Here is a 14,869-nt window from a genome sequence, read left to right as displayed (position 1 = left end):
GGACGAGCTTGCGGACGAGGTTGCAGGCGATGACGCCATGCATGGGGCCGCGCTCCGCGATCTATGGTCCGTCCGGGCGGAATGCGCGTCGGGACCCCGACTGCAGCTCCTCCCCCACGTCGGTCACGAGGCCGGTCGCCTCGTCCCGGATGTGCTGCAACGTCGCACGGACGGGGACGCCGGGCCCCGGAGGCCGCGGCCCGGCATTCCCGTCCAACTGAACCGCCGGCGACGGAGGTCACCCGACGGTGTTGAACTCCTCGATACCCAGCAAGGGCTTGATGCCCTGCCGGATCGGCCCGCGCACGACGTACCGCTGGACCGCGTCATGGCGCAGCTCGTTGCCGATCGCCGCCATGACCATGCCCTGGTCGAGAGACAGGTAACGTTCGGCGACCGTGCCGCTGCGGACCGCGACCGAGTCGTAGAACCCACCCGGGCCATACGCGCCGAGCTCGGTGCGCATCTTGGCCAGGTTCGCAAGCGCCTCGTCGTGCGCGTACGGCAGGGCGAGGAAGGACGCGTGCGGGGTGACGACGCCGTCACCGTAGGTGGCCGGCTCGACCGGTGCCCGGAAGCAGGCCGGGTCGTCCCAGCCCGACTCGACCAACGTGCGCTCCTGGTCGGACGTGTAGCCGTTGGGCTCCATCCCGATCGGGTCGACGCCGTACTCGCGGTAGCCGCCGTCCGGGTTGCTCGCCGGGGAGAAGCCCCAGTAGCCGTAGCCGGCCTCGATCATGCCGTGCTCGATCTGTGCCCGGACCGTGAGCGGGTGGTTGATGCCCCAGCTGCGCGGGCCCCACTCCGCCTCCGGCACGAAGAGATCGGCCATCAGTGCTTCGAACATGCTGCCGCCCCAGGTCGGCACGAGCTGCATGCCGCGGTAGCGGTACGCACCCTCGAACACGGGCACGCCCAGGTACTCCGTCCACTGACCGACGGGCTTCTGCTCGGGCCAGCTCCAGTCACACGTGTCGGGGAAGGTCCGGAACATGGCGAAGTAGTGCTCCGGTGGGATCTGTCCCCAGGCGATGCCGAGGTAGCTGGCCATCCGCGGCTCGGTGTTGAGGGTGCCGTAGTGGTGGCCGGTGTACCAGACGTCGGGCCCGCGGTCACGGTAGTTGCCGAGCACGGCCGCCGGATCAGCAGGAGGCTCGTCCCAGAACCCGCCGCGGAGCTGGCGGACCTGCGGGTCGTAGTAGAAGCCGAAGTCCATGGTCGCGGTGATGGCCTCGGCCTCCGCACGGAGGCGCGGCTCGGCGTTGCTCACCAGGACCAGGGCGGTGGCCAACCAGGCGTTGTCGACGCTGGACAGGAACGGGTGGACGGTGCTCCCGTCCGCGGGCCAGGTGGTGAGCTTGGTCGCCGTGGCCTCGTCGTACCAGTTGTAGAACATGCCCGAGTACTCGTGACGTTCCATGCCGGCGACTGTCTCGAGGGTCGTCGTCATGCGGTCGCGAGCGTCGGAACGGGTGATGATGCCCAGGTCGCGGGCCACGACGGTGCTCCACAGGTAGGCGCCGATGTTGGTGGGTGATGTGTAGCCGCTGCGGCTCGCCGGGTCCAGGTCGCCGGTGATGTTGTCGGCGGGCAGGCCCGTTGCAGGGTCGACCATGGCCTCGAACGAGGCCCACGTGTCTGTGGCGTACTCCTGGAGGGTCGCCCGGTCGGACCCGGTCGCCCCGGTGGCCGCAGAGGCCGACTGAGCCACCAGGCCGGTGGTTGCCAGTGCCGCGACGGCAAGAGCCGTCAGGCGGAAGTGCGGGTGTCGTCTCACGGTATTGTCCCTTCATCGAAGATCGTCGGCCGGTCCGCTGTCTGGGTTCAGGTGCGCACCACCTCCGGATCGAGCAGCTCGTCGGGGGCCGCGGAACCGGCACCGGCGCGCGCGAGGTGCGCGCACCCCTCCGGATCGAGCAGCTCGCCGGAGGCCGTGGTGCCGCCGCCGGCGTGCGGGGCGATCCGGACCGTGAACGTGCCGGGCTCCAGGCACACCTCGCCGTGTGCGTCGCGGAAGGTGAGCATCTGGGCGTCGATGTCGAAGGCGACGTCAGCGGCCTGCCCGGGCGCGAGCTCGACGATCTGGACACCGGCCAGCTCGCTGACCGGGCGGGAGATCCGGGCGACCGGGTCACGCAGGTACAGCTGGACCGTCTCGACCACCCTTCGCGTCCCGGTGTTCGTCACGCCAGCCTCGGCTCGGACCGTTCCGCCGGGCCGAAGCGTCGGCGCGGAGAGGGCGACCTGGCCGTAGACGACCTCGGAGTACCCCGCCCCGGAGCCGAAGGGGTGCCGGGGCGTGTCCCGATGGTCGCGGTAGCGACCGACCGTGCCGTCCGGGTCGAGGGGGCGCCCCGTGGGGAGGTGGTCGTGGCGGAGGGGGACCTGTCCGGTCGAACGGGGCAAGGTGACCGGGAGCCTGCCCCGGGCCGGTGCGTCCCCGCTCAGGACATCGACGATGCCGTGCCCCCCTTCGACCCCGGGGTGGAAGACCAGGACGAGCGCGGCGCCGAGGTGGTCGAGGCGTTCGAGGGCGAGGGGCCGGCCGGTCAGGACGACCACGACGAGGCGGCGGGTGACCCGGGCGAGCGCCTCGAGCGCCTCGGCCTGTCCGGGAGGGAGGTCGATCGAGGTGACCGAGTTCGCCTCGCCGCTGCGCATCGGGTGCTCGCCGACGCAGGCGACGACGACGTCGGCGGCCCGGGCCGCGACAAGCGTCTCGTCGAGGAATCGCCCGTCGTCGACGGTCACCGTCGTCTCGTCGTCGGCCCAGCGCTCCCGCGCGGCGTCGGCGATCGTGACGGCGTCCTCCGGGCGGCCGTCGAGGGTCCAGGTACCGAAGAGCTCGGCCCGTGCCGTCGCGAAGGGCCCGGTCACGTGCAGGCGGCGGGCGCCGCCCGGGCCGACCGTCAACGGCAGCACACCGTCGTTGCGCAGCAGGACGGTGGCGGCTGCCGCAGCCCGGCGGGCCAGCGCCCGGTGCCCGGCGCTGAGCTGGACGGCCGCCGCCCGACGGGTGTCGGTGTAGGGGTCATCGAAGAGGCCGAGCCGGAACTTGACCGCCAGGACCCGCGCGACGGCGTCGTCGACCAGGTCGAGCGGGACCGTGCCGTCCCGGACGAGGCCGGCAAGGTGGGTCGCGTACGCGCCGGTGATCATGTCGATGTCGACCCCGGCTCGGAGCGCCAGGGCGGCAGCCTGCCGGGTGTTCTCCGCCACGCCGTGCGGGACGAGTTCCCCGACGGCGTCCCAGTCGCTGACGACGACTCCGGCGAAGCCGAGGCCGGCCTTGAGGTGCTCGCGCACGAGGCCCGCGTGCGCGGTCATCGGCGTGCCGTCGAGGGTGTGGAAGGCCGTCATCACCGTCGCGACTCCCGCCTCGACGGCCGCCGCGAACGGCTGCAGGTGGCGGTTGTGCAGGGTGACGGGACCGACGTCGACCTCGGCATAGTCACGTCCGCCCTGGACCAGGCCGTAGCCGACGTAGTGCTTCGCGCAGGCCGCGAGCGCATCCGCATCGGCGAGCCGCCCCCCGCCGGGACCGCCCTGGAAGCCCTCGACGGCGGCTGCGCCCAGGTGGGCTGAGAGCCAGACGTCCTCACCCCAGCTCTCAGCGACGCGGCCCCACCGGGGGTCCTGCGCGACGTCGACCATGGGCGCGAAGGTCCAGCGCACCCCGTCCGCACTGGCCTCCCGCGCTGCTGCGCGGGCGCACTGGCGGACCAGGTCCTGGTCGAAGGAGGCGGCCTGCCCGAGCGGGATGGGGAAGACCGTCCGGTGCCCGTGGATCACGTCCCGCGCCACCACGAGCGGGACGCCGAGGCGCGAGGTCTCGACCGCGACGCGCTGCAGCGCGTTGACGTCGGCGGCCCGGGTGCCGGCGTCCCGGACGTTGCCGGCCTGCTCCCCGCTGGCGATGATGCAGGTCCCGATGGCGCCGGCGGCCAGCGCGGCGGCGTCGCGGACCGGGTCCGGGTTGGCGACCTGGTTGAGCTGCCCGACCTTCTCCGAGAGGGTCATCTCAGCGAGCAGGGCTCCGACGCGTTGCTCCACCGTTCGGTCGGTCCGTGCCCATGGGTGCGCGGTCACGACAGGCGCACCTCCAGCTCGGGGCCACCCGGGCGCAGGGCTTCGGTCAGATCCGCCAGGTCGACGGCGAGCCCGCCCGGACGGTAGGGGTTCTCGATGCGGGTGGCCGTCATGGCCTGACCGGCCAGGTGCACGTCGGTCGGCCCGTGCCCACGTGGTCCGACCCGGTAGCGCACCCGGAGCAGGCCGCCGCCCAGGGGCACCTCGACCGTCAGGCCGTCGAGCCGCGCCGGCAGGACCGGGTCGATCAGCACCGTCGACCCCCGGCGCCGGATGCCGAGCAGGGACTGCGTGAGGACCCGCACGAGCACGCCAGGACCGGAGGAGTAGATCCGCCAGCCGCCTTCGAAAGTGGTCTGCCCGGTGAGGACGTCCGCGTAGCGACGGGCGAAGTCCGCCCGGTCGAGGACGACCGCGTCCGAGCTCGACGCGTAGGTGTTCGCCTGGCGGGGTCGGGCCCCGGGGACCACCTGGACCGTCGCCGGCGGGAGCACCTGGGCGATCCCCAGCCACAACGCCTCGGCGTCACCCCAGTGCGCCATCGCCTCGCACCACCGCAGGTGGGCGTGGACGTACATCAGCCCGATCTCCCGTCCCACGAAGGTGGCGGTCTCGGCGCGCTGGAAGTGCCGCATCGGGCCGCCGTGGTAGGCGGGCGGACGGTCGAACAGGCGCACGCCGTCGACCCCCAGGAGGTGCTCGCGCACCAGGGCGACGTGGTGCGCGGCCTGGGTCGGATCGAACAGGCCGCTGCCGAGCGCGTGGATCATCTGCAGGGACCCGTGGCTCAGGCCGGTCTCGGTGTCCCGGGGGTGCACGAGCAGACGCCGGACCGCGACCTCACCGCGGTCGTCCGGCGGGTCGAGCTGTGCGTACCCGGCGAGCTCGCCGTCGACCACGAGGTACCGGTGCAGGTCCGCCGCTACCTCCGCCGCCTCGGCCAGCAGGACCGCCACCAGATCCCGGTGGCCGCCGACGACACCGAGGCCGTCGGCGAGGGTGGCCAGTGCCTGATGGTGCAGGGTCACCGTCCACGCGCTGGTCAGCGTGCGGGCCATCGCGGGGTCGGCGGGCTGCAGCGAGTCGTTCCAGTCGCCGTGGCCGTAGGCCACGAGCCGGGTGCCGGGCAGCACGCCCGCGCGGGCCAGGTCGAGCGCCCGCTCCAGGTGGGTCAGGACGGTCGAGGCCGGCTCCGGCGGTTCCCCGGCCGGGGTGTACCAGTCCACCGGCTCCTCGAGCAGAGAGGCGTCACCGGACGCCTGGAGGTACCGGCCGACGGCGAGCACCGGCCAGTGCAGGACGTCGCCGTGCGGTGGCCCCATTCGGAAGTCCTCGTGACCGGGCAGGAAGCCGAACGCCTGCGGCCACGCGCCGTCGGGCTCCTGCGCTGCGAAGATCGTGAGTAGGAGGTCGCGGGCATCCTGTCGGCGGTCGAGCGCGAGCAGCAGCTCGAGCGGCCCCTGGGACACGTCCCGGGTGCCCCAGGCGCCGCCGGTGTACTGCTCGAGGCCGCGGGGCGCCAGGAAGTGCACGAGGGCGTCGCGGACCAGCCAGGGCAGGCTCACGGCGAGCAGGTCGGCGTCGGGCCCGTCGGCCACCCGCAGCGCGGTCACGTCCGGCCACCAGGCGGCTCCTGCTCCCGGGGCCTGCGGCGCCCGCTGAGCGCGACGCCGCGACTCGTCCGACGGCGCGTCGTCGTCCTCGTTCCCGGACGCGAGCCGGAGCTCGACGGCGAACTCCGACGTCGTCGTGGTGACCAGGGTGACGACGGTCGCGCTGCGGGAGCGCCCGTCGTCGAACAGCAGCCCGTCGTCCCCGACGGTCACGGGGTTCGCCGTCCGTAGGGAGAGTGTCGGACCGTCGTCGTGACCGGGTCGCAGCGACCGCACGACGATGCCGTCCGCGGTCCGCTCGACCCGGGCGGCGTCGGCCGCGGGCAGGGGGTCGGCGTCCGTCGCCAGGTGGAGGGCCAGCATCAAGCGCCGCGGGGCACCCCTCGACAGCCGCACCCGAAGATCGATGCGGTGGTCCTGCGGCGGGGCGACGGTCGAGACCTCGACGACCCCGGCCGGTTCGCTCCCGCCGGCGGCGGCGTAGACCCACCGGGCGGAGTCCGGGGTCATCGCGAACGCGGACGGCAGGTCGAGCAGCCGCCATGCGCCCCGGACCTCGATGAACACCCGCACCCCGTAGGCGCGGTGCAGCCCGAGGTAGCCCCGGACGGTCGTGAGCACCGGATCGCTCGACGCGTGCCCGAGGGTCAGGTAGGACAGCGGCGAGCCCGTCATCCAGGCCGTCGTGGTCAGCGAGGCTGGGTCAGGGGACGCCCGGTCGCCGGTGCGCAGGATCGTGCCGTGCGGCCGCAGGACGGCGAGCTCCTTGGCCATGGGCACGACGTGCGCGTCGTCGGCGGTGAAGAACGAGCGGAGGCCGCCGCCGTCGTCACGCTCCACCGCGCGCCACGGCACGGGCCAGCGGGTGCGCAGCTCGTCCTCCGTCAGGGGCCGGACCGCCAGCTCTCGTCCGCGCTCGTACGCGCCGGCCGGCGCGACGCCTCGTGGCCCGGCGACCGGCGGCCGGACGGGGGGCGACCCGGCCGGGGACCAGGGGGCTGCGCCCCGGGCGGAGGCCAGTGCCTCGGCCACGCGAGGCAGGTCCGCGTCCGACGTCGCGGCCGGGTGGTCGTCGACCAGCAGGCCCGCGAACGAGGTCCGGATCCGCTCGCCGGGACCCAGGAGGACGCGCCCGGTCTGCAGGGTCACCATCGTGTGCTCGTGCTGCCGCCGTCGCGAAGGGAGGTCCCCCGCCAATCCCGGGGCCGGCCGCGCGGCTCGGGCCGCGAGTCCGTGGACGTCGATCGCGTCGGTCGCCCAGGCGACCACCGGAGAGGTGGCGGCCAGCACGCACCAGGGGTGCAGCCCGGCCTGCGGAAGGTTCTGCCGCACGGCCAGCGCGGTGCCGAACCCGTCGCCGTGCAGCGGTGTGACGTCCAGGTACTGGCTGACGTAGAGCTCGTTGGTCCGCAGGGCGTCCGGTGCTGCGAGCGCGACGTCGTGCCCGTGCACGAGGTCGACGTCACGCGGCGCTGGGCCCTCGTTGACGACCTCGACATGCCATGCCCATGCGGGTCGGTCGCCGACGAGGGTGAGCGTCGCCTGCCAGGTAAGGCCGTCGTGGTGGTCGACGGCGCCGCCGCTCATGACGAGCCTCCCGCCCTCGAGGCCGGCCCGGGAGCCGGACCCCGCCCCGAGGACCGGCCAGCACCCGCCCGACGCGCGGTCCCGCACCCACAGCTGCAGCAGACCGGCCTCAAAGGCTGAGGCCGCATGCTGGACCAGCTCGAGCCGGTCCGTCCCGAGGCTCACCGGCGCACCGCCGTCGATGACGACGGCGCGCAGGCCGCCGTCGGCCACGAGCACCCACGGCGGTCCGACGGCGGGACCGGTCACTTGATCCCCGTCATCGCGACGCCCTGCACGAAGTACCGCTGGAGCAGCAGGAAGAGGATGAGGACGGGTACGACGACGACCACCGCACCGGCGAGCAGCAGGCCGTAGTCAGTCTGGTTCTGCCCGGTGCTGTAGAGGGCCAACGCCACGGGCAGCGTGTACTTGTCCTCGGTGGTGGCCACGACCAGCGGCCACAGGAAGTTGTTCCACGACCCCAGGAAGGTGAGGATCGCGAGGGTCGCCAGGGCCGGCTTGGCCAGTGGCATGACGACCTGCAGGAAGATCCTGGCCTCGCTCGCCCCGTCGACGCGTGCGGCGTCGATGAGCTCGTCCGGCATGGCGAGGAAGAACTGCCGCATGAGGAACACCCCGAACGGGGTGGCCAGGAACGGCAGGATCAGGCCCCCGTAGGTGTTGACCAGGCCCATGTTCGCCACGAGGACGAACAGCGGGACCAAGGTGACCATCCCGGGGATCATCAGCGTGCCCAGCACGAGCCGGAAGAGCATCTTCTTGCCCGCGAACTCGAACTTGGCCAGGACGTAACCGAGCATCGAGCAGAACACGAGGTTGCCGAGGGTCACGGCGATCGCCACGAGGGTCGAGTTCGTGAAGAACTGCGGGAAGTCGAGCCGGGCGAAGAGCTCGCGGAAATTGTCGAGCGTCGGCGCCTCGGGCCACCACGTCACGGGCACTCGGCGGATCTCGCCCTCGCTCTTGACCGAGCTGAGCGCCATCCAGATGAACGGGCTCATGACGACGACCAGGCCGAGCCCGAGGACCAGATAGGCGAACGGGTTCGGGCGGGCCTCGCCGATGTGCCGGTCCTTGGTCCGGCGCGGGCGTGTCGGTGCTGAGGGCAGGTGGCCGTGGTCGGTGCGCGTGCTCATCGTCCGACCTCCTTGCTGGCGACTGGTGTCGGCTTCCGTCGGCGGCGCTTGGGCTTCGTGTCCCGCTCCCCGAGCAGCCGGAACTGCCCGAGCGTCAGCACGACGACGGCGAGGAAGAGCACGTAGCTCATGGCAGCCGCATAGCCGTAGTTGCCGAAGCCGAACTGGTTGTACGTGTGGAACGCGACGGAGAGGGTCCCGTTGAGCGGCCCGCCCTGCGTCATGACGAAGGGTTCCTCGAAGAACTGCACGTAGCCGACGCCGGTGATCACGGCGCCGAAGAGGAGCGTCGGGCGCATGTTCGGCAGCGTGATGAACCGGAAGCGCTGCCAGGAGCCCGCGCCGTCGAGGGCCGCGGCCTCGTGCAGCGAGGTCGGCACACCCTGAAGGCCCGCCAGGAAGATGATAATCAGCGTGCCGATCGACCGCCACGTCGCCATCGCGATCATCGACGGCATGGCCCAGGTGGTGCTGGCGAGCCAGTTGGGGCCGTCGATGCCGACGAGGCCGAGCACCTCGTTGAGGAGGCCGGTGTCGGGGTGGAGCAGGAAGCGCCAGACGACGGCGACGGCGACGATGCTCGTCACGACGGGCATGTAGTAGCCGACCCGGAAGAACGTCTTCAGCCGGGTGATGCCCGCGTTGAGGACGACGGCGATCCCGAGCGAGAGCCCAAGCGTCAAGGGCACGCCCACCAGGACGAAGTACGCGGTGTTCCCGGCGGCCTGGACGAACAGCGGGTCCTGGAAGACGGCGATGAAGTTGTCCAGGCCGACGAAGTCGACGGCGAGGGGGTTGCGCAGGTCCCGGCTCCGGAGGTCGGTGACCGCCATCGCGAGCGACATGAGCACCGGACCCGCGGTGAAGACGGTGAACAGCAGGACGAAGGGAAACGCGAAACCCCATGCGGCGCGGGTGTGGCGCCAGTAGAGCGGGGCGTGCTTGCGGGTCCTCGAGGGCTCCGTCCGGTCCGGGGTCGTCGCCCCGGGCGGCACGGAGGTGTCGGTGGACATCTCAGAGACCGGTACCGATGGCCGCCGCCTGCTTCTGGATGGAGGTGGCGATCTCCTGCGGGTCGGCGCCGGACTTGGTCAGCCGCTCGAGGTCGGTGTCGATCACGCTCGCGACCTCTTCCCAGGTCGGGATCGAGGGCGGTGCGACGGCGGTCTTGAGCTGTTCGCCGAACACGTTCAGGTACTTGTCGCCGGCGATGGTCGGGTCGTCCCACGCGGAGGTGACGGAGGGAAGGTCGTTGACGGTCTTGTACCACTCGGCCTGCACCTCGGGCTGGCTCAGCCAATCGACGAACTTCCATGCTGCGTCGCGGTTCTGCGCATCCTTGAAGACGCCGAGGTTGGCACCACCGATGAACGACGCCTGCTGGGCACCTGCAGGGAGCGGGGCGAGCCCGACGTTCACCATCCCGGCCGGGTCTGTTTCCTCGAGGATGCCGATGTGCCAGGGACCGGAGATGAAGGAGCCGATGGTGCCGGCCATGAAGTCCGGCTCGAGCGAGCCCTGGGGGAGGTCGGTGGGTGCCAGGCCGTCGGTGAAGAAGGACTGGTACTTCGCGAGCGCCGCGACGAACTCGGGGGAGTCGATCGTGAACTCGGTGGCGTCGGCGTTGGTCATCTGCGCGCCGGCCTGCCAGGCGAACGGCATGAAGGTCTGCCAGGCGCCCGTCTGACCGGCCTGGAGGGTGATGCCCCATTTGGCGCCGGCGGCCTGCATGTCCTTGGCCATGGCGGTCAGGCCGTCCCAGTCGGTCGGCGGCTCGGGCACGAGGTCCGTGCGGTAGTACAGGACCCGGGTCTCGACATACCAGGGCACGCCGAAGTGCGTGCCCCCCACGTCGGTGCTGCCCCAGGCGCCCTCGAAGAACCGCGAGCTGTCGATGAGGTCGGGGGTGGGGTCGAGGGCGCCGGTCGCGGCGAACTCACCCATCCAGGTGGTACCGATCATCGAGACGTCCGGCGTCTGACCGCCGGCGATCGCGGTCGCGATCTTGTCGTGGGCGGCGTCCCAGGGGATCGCCGTGACGTTGATCTTCACGTCGGGGTTCTCCTTGACGAAGGCCGCAGCGAAGTCGCCGAGTTTCTCACCCTCGGTGCCCATCGCCCAGACCTCGACGGTGCCGGTGGCGGCACCTGTGCTGATGTCCGCGCCTGGTGCCACGGTGTCGTTCGTGCCGGGGGCGCTTCGTCCGCAGCCGGCGAGTGCAAGGACGGCGACAGCGGTGGCGGCAACGCTCAGGCGTGCGGTTCTGTTCATGGTCGGTCTCCTCGTCTGTTCATGGTCGGCCTCCTCGATTGGGTCCGACGACCACCAGTGGCCGTCTCCGTCAAGCGCATCTATGCGCTTTAGCGGAGTTGTCAAGCACACTAGGGGCACGGGCGAGAAGGGGCAACCCCTCGCGCACATCCATCGGGGGTCGGGTCAGGCCGGGGCGCAGCAGGGGTCAGGTCAGGCCGGGGCGCAGCAGGGGTCAGGTCGGGGCGCAGCCGCAGCTGCCGCGGACGATCATCCGGATCGGCAGGGTGCGATCCAGGGGCGTGCGCTCGCCCGTCGAGAGGGAGTCGACGAGGATGTCGACCGCGAGGCGCCCCATCGCCTCCATCGGCTGCCGCACGGTGGTCAGCGGTGGGCTGCACAGACGACCGGCGACCACCCCGTCGAAGCCGGTCACCGCGACCTGGCTGGGGACGTCCACCCCGAGCGAGGCGAGGACCTCGAGGAGCGCGAGTGCGTGCTGGTCGCTGGCGCACATGAGGGCGCGCGGGAGCCGGCCGCCCGCGGCGAGCGCCCTGACCACGGAGAACGGGTGGTCGTCGACGAGAGCCGTCGGGTCGAGGACCTGCGACGGGGCGGGCAGACCAAGCCGTTCGAGGGTTCGCCGCATGCTGTCGAAACGCTCGACGTAGTCGGTCATCTCCAGCGCGCCGACGAATGCGATGTCGGTGATGCCGTGCTCCGCCACGAGGTGCTCGGTCAGCGCCTCGGTACCCGCCCGGTTGTCGACCCGCACACGATGCAACTCTCCGAGGCCCGGCGGCATCGCGAACGCGACGACGGGCAGGCGCAGGGACAGGTGAGCGATGACGTCCTCCGATCGCGCCCCCGGGAACACGGCGAGGCCGTCGACCCTGCTCGCGATGTCGAAGGCCCCGGCCCCGGCCCCACCCGGACCACTGCCGATCAGGAGCGCCTGGCCGCGTCGCGCGCACTCGAGCTCGAAGCCGCGCTGGACCTCGTCGACGTAGAGCGGGAAGACCCGGAAGTCCTCGGCGTCGGCGTCATCGGAGAAGGCCAGGTCCGACGGGTCCGGCCCGAAGAACGACCCGGGGTCCTTGTTGTCGGGATTGATCCCGTCGGTCTTGCTTGCTTCGGTCATCATGTCGAAGGAGTAAAGGCCGAGCGCCCCGGTCCGGCCGTGGGCCAGGCCGCGGGCGTTGGCGCTGGGCACGTAGCTCAGTGCGCGCGCGGCCTCCAGGACCTTTTCGCGGGTGCTTGCACGCACCCGCTCGGGCCGACGGAACGCGAACGAGACCGTCGCGATCGAGACCCCCGCGGCCTGCGCCACGTCGTAGACCGTTGGACGCTTCCGCACGGTTTCTTCCCTTCGACCAGCCCACCCTATGCGCATCACAGGCCGGTGACGACAACGCCGCCCGCGAGAGCGCTCCGTTGCTCAGTCGACTGCTATACCGGGGACTGTCGGGTCTTGGTACGAGTGCAAACTGGCATCCTGGCTCATCGGCAGGTTGACCCGCCCGTCGGAGATGATGTCGAATGCGTTCGGCGCGGCCTTCCAACGGTTGAGCCAGCATGCCCAGCCGACGACCCGCCTACCCATGGCCGGGTAAACCTTCACATGAAGGATCTTCACCAACTGTGCGCCCGAAGGGACTCGAACCCCCAACCTTCTGATCCGTAGTCAGATGCTCTATCCATTGAGCTACGGGCGCATGGCCGCTTGAGCCAGGGACGATGCTATCGCGCCCGACGCCCTCGATCCAATCAGACCGGTCGTGAAGGTGGTCACGGCCCCCTGGCCACGGCACGTCGATGCAGCCGCCGGGCTCGGCTCCACGTCGAGGTAGGCCACCCCCGAGTCGAGGTCGATGCCGAAGGGTGGCGCGCCGTCGCCCGGCCGCACGACCTCGAGGCGCTGCCGCTCGCGCTCCTTCACCAGGTGCTGCAGCCCTGGTTCGAAGATCGACAGAACGTCCTCGAACATGAAGCGAGCGTACGGCGCTCAGGGAGCCGATGCCGGCGCCGAGGCTCCCTGGGCCGTCGAGCCCCGTCGAAACCCGTCGAGGCTCCGTCGAACGAACCCGCCCTGACCCCGAGGGAATGGCGAAGGCCCGGAGCCGTTGGTACTCCAACGATTCCGGGCCTTACGACTGGCGGAGACGGTGGGATTTGAACCCACGGACGGGTTGCCCCGTCACATCCTTAGCAGGGATGCGCACTAGACCAGACTATGCGACGTCTCCCGGTCACCGGACAGGCTACCTGGCCTGCCAGGCCCGGACCAAAACTCCCACCCACGCCGTGCGTCACACCGAGAACTCGGCGGAAGGTAAGGGATTCGAACCCTTGGTGGGTTGCCCCACAACGGTTTTCAAGACCGTCACATTCGGCCGCTCTGTCAACCTTCCTCGCCGCACCTCGCTAGCCCCGCGTTGTGCGAAGACTTCGACATGACTATCAGTCCGAAGTTTTCGCGTAGACGCGGCGCAACGATGTCGCACGATGCGGCGCCAGCCAGTCTAGGAGATCGGCAGGGAAGAGCCGGACGGCCCGGCAACGCTTGGAGATCGGCAGGGAAGAGCCGAGCTGCGCCGCGGCGCCCAGGGCGGCGCCGGGGATCCGGGGCATATCGCCGTCCCGCACAGTCTCGAGGTCACGTGTCGTTGCGCCGACGCCGGCTGCCTCGCGGCGGTCGCAAGCAGTCGGGCGGCCGGCGTGTCGATGCCGGTCGTATGTTGACCCCGTAGCGCCAACCACTTTGGGCATTCACGCAGCGTCGACACAGCGAGTGGCCGGGCGCCCAGGGCCGGGCTGTGGCGGCGAGCAGCAACCGGGCGACGCTGGTACGGCTGCTCGGCGCAGCCGCCATGGCCGCCCAGCACGAGCATTCCCCGCAACGATGAACGCGGAGTGCGCCGCCCGCCGAGCACCGCTAGCCACTCAACTCCCACCGCCCGGCGAGCACCGCCAGTCGCCGCCCCCGCTGGCCGCCGAGCACTACCAACCGGGCCCCGATTGCCCCACCCTGCCCGCTCCGCACACCACTATCGACCAGGAAAACGTCACATATCGACCACAACCCTCGCCGTTATGCATGCCGGGAGTCACGCACCGGGCACCATGAACCCATGCGCGCGATCGACAAGAACCTCGAGCTCACCGACCATCTCGACCCCCGACCCGGCCCCGACGAGGTCCTCGTTCGCGTGGCCGCCGCCGGCGTCAACCGCGCGGACCTGCTGCAGGCGGCCGGGCACTACCCGCCGCCGCCGGGCGCGAGCGACATCCTGGGCCTGGAGGTTTCCGGCACCGTCGAGGAGGTCGGCTCCGAGGTCACCACGTGGCAGTTGGGTGACCGGGTCGCTGCGCTGCTCGCCGGCGGCGGCTACGCCGAGCTCGTGGCCGTGCCGGTCGGACAGCTGCTACCGGTGCCCGAGCACCTCGACCTCCTGGATGCCGGCGCCCTGCCGGAGTCGGTGTGCACCGCGTGGTGGAACCTGACCGGCCCCGGGGCCTTGCGCCCCGGGGAGACCGTGCTGGTCCACGGCGGGTCCGGCGGGGTGGGGACCATCGCCATCCAGGTCGCCGCCGCCGTCGGCGCGCGGGTCCTGACCACCGCTGGCGGGCCGGAGCGCGGCGCCCGCTGCCTCGAGCTCGGCGCCGACGTCGCCATCGACCACCGTGGCCAGGACGTCGCGGCGGCGGTGAAGGAGGCGACGGGCGGCCGCGGCGTGGACCTCGTCATCGACGTCCTCGGGGCCGGCGGGCTCGAGCAGAACGTCCGCATGCTCGCCACCGGCGGCCGGCTCGTCATCATCGGCACCCAGCAGGGCCGCAAGGGCGAGCTCGACATCGGCCGACTGCTGACCCGCCGCGCGACCGTCCACGCCAACACGCTGCGGGCCCGGTCGGCTACGGAGAAGGCCGCCATCGTCGCCGACGTGCGCGCCCGGGCCTGGCCGATGCTCGACGACGGCCGGCTGCGACCCGTCGTGCACGCGCGACTGCCGCTCGCACAGGCCGCCGAGGCGCACCGGATGATGGGCGCCGGGGAAGCCTTCGGCAAGATCCTGCTCGTGCCCTGAACGGAACCCTCGCCGTCGGTCCCAGCCCGCACCCGGCACCCTTGCCCTCGCCGTCGGTCCCAGCCCGCACCCGGCACCCTTGCCCTCGCCCTGTCCCCCACCC

The 14,869-nt window shown here is 71.6% G+C and carries 10 protein-coding genes and 3 tRNA genes; 2 read left to right on the top strand and 11 right to left on the bottom strand.

Going from position 1 to position 14,869, the window contains the following annotated elements:
- Positions 1 to 238 precede the first annotated feature (238 nt).
- The 11 genes from ACYC1Z_RS09670 to ACYC1Z_RS09620 form a co-directional block, all read right to left on the bottom strand.
- The gene (locus tag ACYC1Z_RS09670) at positions 239 to 1,777 is read right to left on the bottom strand and encodes a glucoamylase family protein (RefSeq protein ID WP_461409311.1); all 1,539 of its coding nucleotides are present in this window, start codon (positions 1,775 to 1,777) and stop codon (positions 239 to 241) included.
- Between the two features lie 47 nt (positions 1,778 to 1,824).
- A complete protein-coding gene (locus ACYC1Z_RS09665) occupies positions 1,825 to 4,089 on the bottom strand; it encodes a glycoside hydrolase family 3 N-terminal domain-containing protein (protein ID WP_461409310.1) in 2,265 nt (754 codons plus the stop codon).
- Positions 4,086 to 7,538, bottom strand: coding sequence for a GH36-type glycosyl hydrolase domain-containing protein (locus ACYC1Z_RS09660; RefSeq protein ID WP_461409309.1), 3,453 nt, complete (start codon positions 7,536 to 7,538; stop codon positions 4,086 to 4,088). The genes ACYC1Z_RS09665 and ACYC1Z_RS09660 overlap by 4 nt, the downstream gene beginning before the upstream one ends.
- The gene (locus tag ACYC1Z_RS09655; RefSeq protein WP_461409308.1) at positions 7,535 to 8,428 is read right to left on the bottom strand and encodes a carbohydrate ABC transporter permease; all 894 of its coding nucleotides are present in this window, start codon (positions 8,426 to 8,428) and stop codon (positions 7,535 to 7,537) included. The genes ACYC1Z_RS09660 and ACYC1Z_RS09655 overlap by 4 nt, the downstream gene beginning before the upstream one ends.
- Positions 8,425 to 9,441 carry a carbohydrate ABC transporter permease gene (locus ACYC1Z_RS09650; protein WP_461409307.1) on the bottom strand — a complete coding sequence of 339 codons (1,017 nt, stop codon included), beginning with the start codon at positions 9,439 to 9,441 and terminating at the stop codon, positions 8,425 to 8,427. The genes ACYC1Z_RS09655 and ACYC1Z_RS09650 overlap by 4 nt, the downstream gene beginning before the upstream one ends.
- A gap of 1 nt (position 9,442) precedes the next feature.
- Positions 9,443 to 10,699: a sugar ABC transporter substrate-binding protein gene (locus ACYC1Z_RS09645; RefSeq protein ID WP_461409306.1), complete on the bottom strand. Its 1,257-nt coding sequence runs from the start codon at positions 10,697 to 10,699 to the stop codon at positions 9,443 to 9,445.
- A gap of 214 nt (positions 10,700 to 10,913) precedes the next feature.
- Positions 10,914 to 12,035 (bottom strand): LacI family DNA-binding transcriptional regulator, encoded by a 1,122-nt coding sequence (locus ACYC1Z_RS09640; protein ID WP_461409305.1) that lies wholly within the window; start codon positions 12,033 to 12,035, stop codon positions 10,914 to 10,916.
- Between the two features lie 285 nt (positions 12,036 to 12,320).
- Positions 12,321 to 12,393, bottom strand: a tRNA-Arg gene (locus tag ACYC1Z_RS09635).
- Positions 12,384 to 12,665, bottom strand: coding sequence for a DUF6191 domain-containing protein (locus ACYC1Z_RS09630; protein ID WP_461409304.1), 282 nt, complete (start codon positions 12,663 to 12,665; stop codon positions 12,384 to 12,386). The genes ACYC1Z_RS09635 and ACYC1Z_RS09630 overlap by 10 nt, the downstream gene beginning before the upstream one ends.
- Before the next feature lie 167 nt (positions 12,666 to 12,832).
- Positions 12,833 to 12,924, bottom strand: a tRNA-Ser gene (locus ACYC1Z_RS09625).
- An 80-nt stretch (positions 12,925 to 13,004) separates the two neighbouring features.
- Positions 13,005 to 13,089 (bottom strand) — tRNA-Ser (locus ACYC1Z_RS09620).
- A 118-nt stretch (positions 13,090 to 13,207) separates the two neighbouring features.
- Between ACYC1Z_RS09620 and ACYC1Z_RS09615 the strand changes: the two genes are divergently transcribed.
- A complete protein-coding gene (locus ACYC1Z_RS09615; protein ID WP_461409312.1) occupies positions 13,208 to 13,420 on the top strand; it encodes an ROK family protein in 213 nt (70 codons plus the stop codon).
- Positions 13,421 to 13,809: 389 nt separating this feature from the next.
- Complete coding sequence (locus tag ACYC1Z_RS09610; protein ID WP_461409303.1) at positions 13,810 to 14,766, top strand: NAD(P)H-quinone oxidoreductase; 957 nt, start codon at positions 13,810 to 13,812, stop codon at positions 14,764 to 14,766.
- Positions 14,767 to 14,869 lie beyond the last annotated feature (103 nt).

The organism is Georgenia sp., assembly GCF_054605595.1.
This window is presented reverse-complemented; position numbering and strand designations above follow the sequence as displayed.